Raw genomic sequence first — 3,577 nt, 5'->3', positions numbered from 1 at the left:
CGCGTGCAGGGGCTGGAACGGCGGGAACAGCCGGCGCGCGGGCTGCTCGGCCTGCCGGGCGCGGCGCCGACCGCCGGCGCGGTCCAGGCGCTGGGGACGCCGGTGGGCAACCGCTACGACCAGCAGGCGGTGGCGCTGCGCGTCGCGCGCGACGAGGCGCGCGTACCGCGTCTGCGCTACGACCACGACAACCTCTACGCCGTCTGGTGCTGGGTGCGCGTCGCCGGGCGCGATCCGTGCGAGAAGGCGCGCATTGTCTGGACGCTGGGCAGCGAGCCCTTCTCCATCGCGGAACCGTCGGACGTGCTGGGCGCCCGGCCGGCCATGGTGCAGCTGCCGGACATCCCGCGGCTGATCCGCGACATCCCGCGCATCGCCAAGGCGCGGGCGCGGCCCTTCGCCGCCTTCGCCGCGCCGCCCAACAGCAGCTACGTCACCGGCGAGGATCCGGAGGATACGCGCCGCGCCTGGGGCATCGGCTGGATCTGCAGCTTCGGCATCCCGGTGCTGACGATCTGCGCGTACATCCTGTTCAGCATCATCTTCTCGATCCTGATCATCCTGCCGGGCTTCGCCTGGATGCTGTTCCTGAAGTTCTGCATCCCTGTGCCGAAGAGGTCGTCATGAGCGGCACGCAGCAACGCCCCCTGCGCGGTGTCCGCCTGCCGCTGGTGGGCCCCACTGGCTGGGGCTGGGTGGAGGACCCCGAGGCCGCCGACCAGGCGGTGCGCGCCGTGCTGCTGACCGAGCCGGGCGAGCGCATCGGCCGCCCGCTGTTCGGCGCCGGGCTGCGCCGCTTCCTGTTCCAGCCCAACAGCCTGGAGACGCGCACGCGCATGCGCATCGCGGTCGAGGAGGCGATGGCGCGCGACCTGCCGCGCCTGCAACTGGACGGCGTGGAGATCGCGACCGTCCCGCGCGAGCCGGAGCGGGTGGAGGTGACCGTGCGCTTCCGCATCCCCGGCAGCGCGCTGCCGCAATCCACCGGCATCGGCCTGCAGCTGCAGGGAGGAGGCTGAGCCATGGCGATCCAGCCACCCCGCCTGGACGACCGGTCATGGCAGGACCTGCGCGACGAGCTGGTGCGCCGCATCCCCGTGCATGCGCCCGAATGGACCGACCACAGCGCGGCCGATCCCGGCATCGCGCTGGTCGAGCTCTTCGCCTTCCTGGGCGACAACCTGCTGTATCGCCTGAACCGCGCGCCGGAAGCCGCGAAGCTGGCCTTCCTGAAGCTGCTAAACCTGCCGCCGCGGCCGGCCGTTCCGGCGCGGGTGCAGCTGCGCCTCATGCTGCCGAAGGGCGGGATCGAGCCGGAGACGCCGGATTTCTCGCCCACCGCGCCGCGGCTGGAATGCGCCGCCGGCCCCGTCTCCTTCGAGGCGGAGGAGGAGATCACCGTCCTGCCGCTGGAGGTGGCGGGCTTCGTCAAGGCGCGCCATGACGCGACCGTGCCGCCGGAAGGCACGGAGCTCGTGAACCAGCTGCTCAAGGCGCACCTTGAGAGCGACCCCGGCCCACTGACGGCCTATCGCAGCCTGCCCATGCCCGCCGTGCAGGGCGGCGCGCTACCGGAGGCGACGAGCAGCGCCGGCACGCTCGATGGCCGCATATGGCTCTGCCTGCTGGCGCCGGAGGATGCGCTGGCGAGCCTGGCACCGCGCACGCCGGCGGAGGCGCTCGCGCTGCTGCGGGAACGCATCTCCGGCCGCGTGCTGAACCTCGGCGTGCGGACCGACGATGCGCTGTGCGGCCCGGCGGATGTCCTGCGCTGCCCGGACCCAGGCACGCAGGCGGCGCCCTGGCCGATCCGCGCGGAGATCTCGACCGGCGCCTTCCTGGGCGCGGCGCGGCGCATCGACCGCGTGGCCTTCGAAAGGCTGGCGGTGGTGGCGGATGCGACGGCGGGGCTGACGCGGTCCGGCACGCTCCGGCTGCGCCTGCCGGACATGCGGGGCGGCGTGCCGCGGCTGGGCGACTGGACGGCGGAGAGCTTCGACACGCCGGACCCCGACCTGCTGGGCATCGGGCCGCTGCCGCCGCGTCTGGACGACCCGAAGCTGGCGGGACGCGTGCTGGCCTGGATCAGCCTGCGCCGCATCAAGCCGGAGCACCCGCCGATCCGGCTGCGCCTGGTGGAAGGCAACGGGCTCTCCGCCATCCAGGCGGTGACCGCAGCGCCGGAGCTGCTCGGCCATGGCGAGGGGCGGCCGGGGCAGGTGGTGCGCCTCTCCCGCACGCCCGTACTGCCAGGCAGCGAGCTGGTGCAGGTGCGCGGCGCGCTGGGCTGGGAGCAGTGGACGCGGGTGGACGACCTGGCGCTCGGCGGGCCGGACGATCCCTTCTACGTGCTGGACCCGACCGAGGGCACGATCACCTTCGGCGACGGGCTGCATGGCCGCATGCCGCTGCCCGGCGAGGCGATACGCTGCCTGGGCTACCGCCAGGGCGGCGGCGCGCGGGGCAACGTGCCGGCGGGCGCCGTGGCGCGGGTGCGCAACGCGCGCGTCGCCTTGCGTTGCGAGAACAGCCTGGCGGCGGAAGGCGGCCAGGACGCCGAGACGGTGCAGGAGGCGGAGGCGCGCATCCCGCGCACGCTGCGCACCGGCGACCGCGCCGTGGCGGCGGAGGATTTCGTGGAGCTGTCGCTGGAGACGCCGGGCCGCAAGGTCGGCCGCGCGCATGTGCTGCCGCGCCACAAGCCGCAGCAGCGCGCGGATGGCGTGCCCGGCACGGTCACGGTGATCGTGCTGCCGGCGCATGATCCCGTGACGCCCGACACGCCGACTCCGGACCGCGAGATGCTGCGCCGCGTCTGCGCGCATCTCGAGCCGCGGCGGCTGGTGACGACGGAGCTGTATGTCACGCCGCCCGAATACGTGGAGGTGCATCTCTCCGTCGCGGTGGAGGCCGAGGCCGGCACCGGCGGGGAGACGCTGAAGCGCTGGGTGGAGCTGGCGCTGCGCCAGCACTTCGCGCCGCTGCCGCCCTATGGCCCGGACGGCGCCGGCTGGCCCTTCGGCCGCGCCGTGCGCGACCGCGACGCGGAAGCCGCGGCGCTGCGCGTGCAGGGCGTGCGGCTGGTGAACCAGGTGATCGTGGAGGGCGAGGCGGTCGCGCCGGACGGATCGAGGACCCCGGTCAGTGGCAGCGTGCCCATGCTGGCCTGGCAGCTGCCGGTGATCCGCAGCGTGCGCGTCGCGATCGGCGACACGGCCGAGCCGATCGCGCCGGAGGCGCCGGCGCCGCTGGACGGCTTGCCGGTGCCGGTCGAGTTGGAGAAGTGCTGAGCATGCGCCAGCCCGCCATGCTGCACCTGACCGGCCGGGCGATGTGGGACCGCTGCGACCACGCGGCCACCCGCATCGAGGGCACACCGGCACGGGTGACGCTGGCGACCGCGTCCTCGGTCGCGGCCGATACGCCGCCGGCCGACATGGCGGCGTGGCGCGCGGCGATGGGCGCGGCGGCGGTGGTGGACTGCCCGCCCGACCTGTGCGCGGGCGCGTCGGTGCTGCTGGCCGATCCGGCGCGCGGCGTGCTGGTGCTGCGCGAGGGTCGCTGGGCGGCGCTGCCG

Annotated in this window: 4 protein-coding genes; all 4 read left to right on the top strand. The window is 74.6% G+C overall.

Translation table 11 applies throughout. The annotated features are described in order from the left end of the window. Window positions 1-627: hypothetical protein (locus OZN99_RS27605; RefSeq protein ID WP_270938434.1), on the top strand; the 627-nt coding region annotated here is incomplete at its 5' end. After that, entirely contained in the window at window positions 624-1,019 is a 396-nt protein-coding gene (locus tag OZN99_RS27600; protein WP_270938433.1) for a GPW/gp25 family protein, read from the top strand. The genes OZN99_RS27605 and OZN99_RS27600, both read left to right, overlap by 4 nt. 3 nt (window positions 1,020-1,022) lie before the next feature. Next, window positions 1,023-3,290 (top strand): putative baseplate assembly protein, encoded by a 2,268-nt coding sequence (locus tag OZN99_RS27595; protein WP_270938432.1) that lies wholly within the window; start codon window positions 1,023-1,025, stop codon window positions 3,288-3,290. A 2-nt stretch (window positions 3,291-3,292) separates the two neighbouring features. After that, window positions 3,293-3,577: hypothetical protein (locus OZN99_RS27590; RefSeq protein ID WP_270938431.1), on the top strand; the 285-nt coding region annotated here is incomplete at its 3' end.

The organism is Falsiroseomonas oryzae, assembly GCF_027856955.1.
Classification (GTDB): Bacteria; Pseudomonadota; Alphaproteobacteria; order Acetobacterales; family Acetobacteraceae; genus Falsiroseomonas; species Falsiroseomonas oryzae.
This window is presented reverse-complemented; position numbering and strand designations above follow the sequence as displayed.

Excerpts from the sequence above, each read along its gene's own strand:
- OZN99_RS27600 (WP_270938433.1), top strand. The coding sequence starts at position 624 with ATGAGCGGCACGCAGCAACGCCCCCTGCGCGGTGTCCGCCTGCCGCTG.
- OZN99_RS27595 (WP_270938432.1), top strand. The coding sequence starts at position 1,023 with ATGGCGATCCAGCCACCCCGCCTGGACGACCGGTCATGGCAGGACCTG.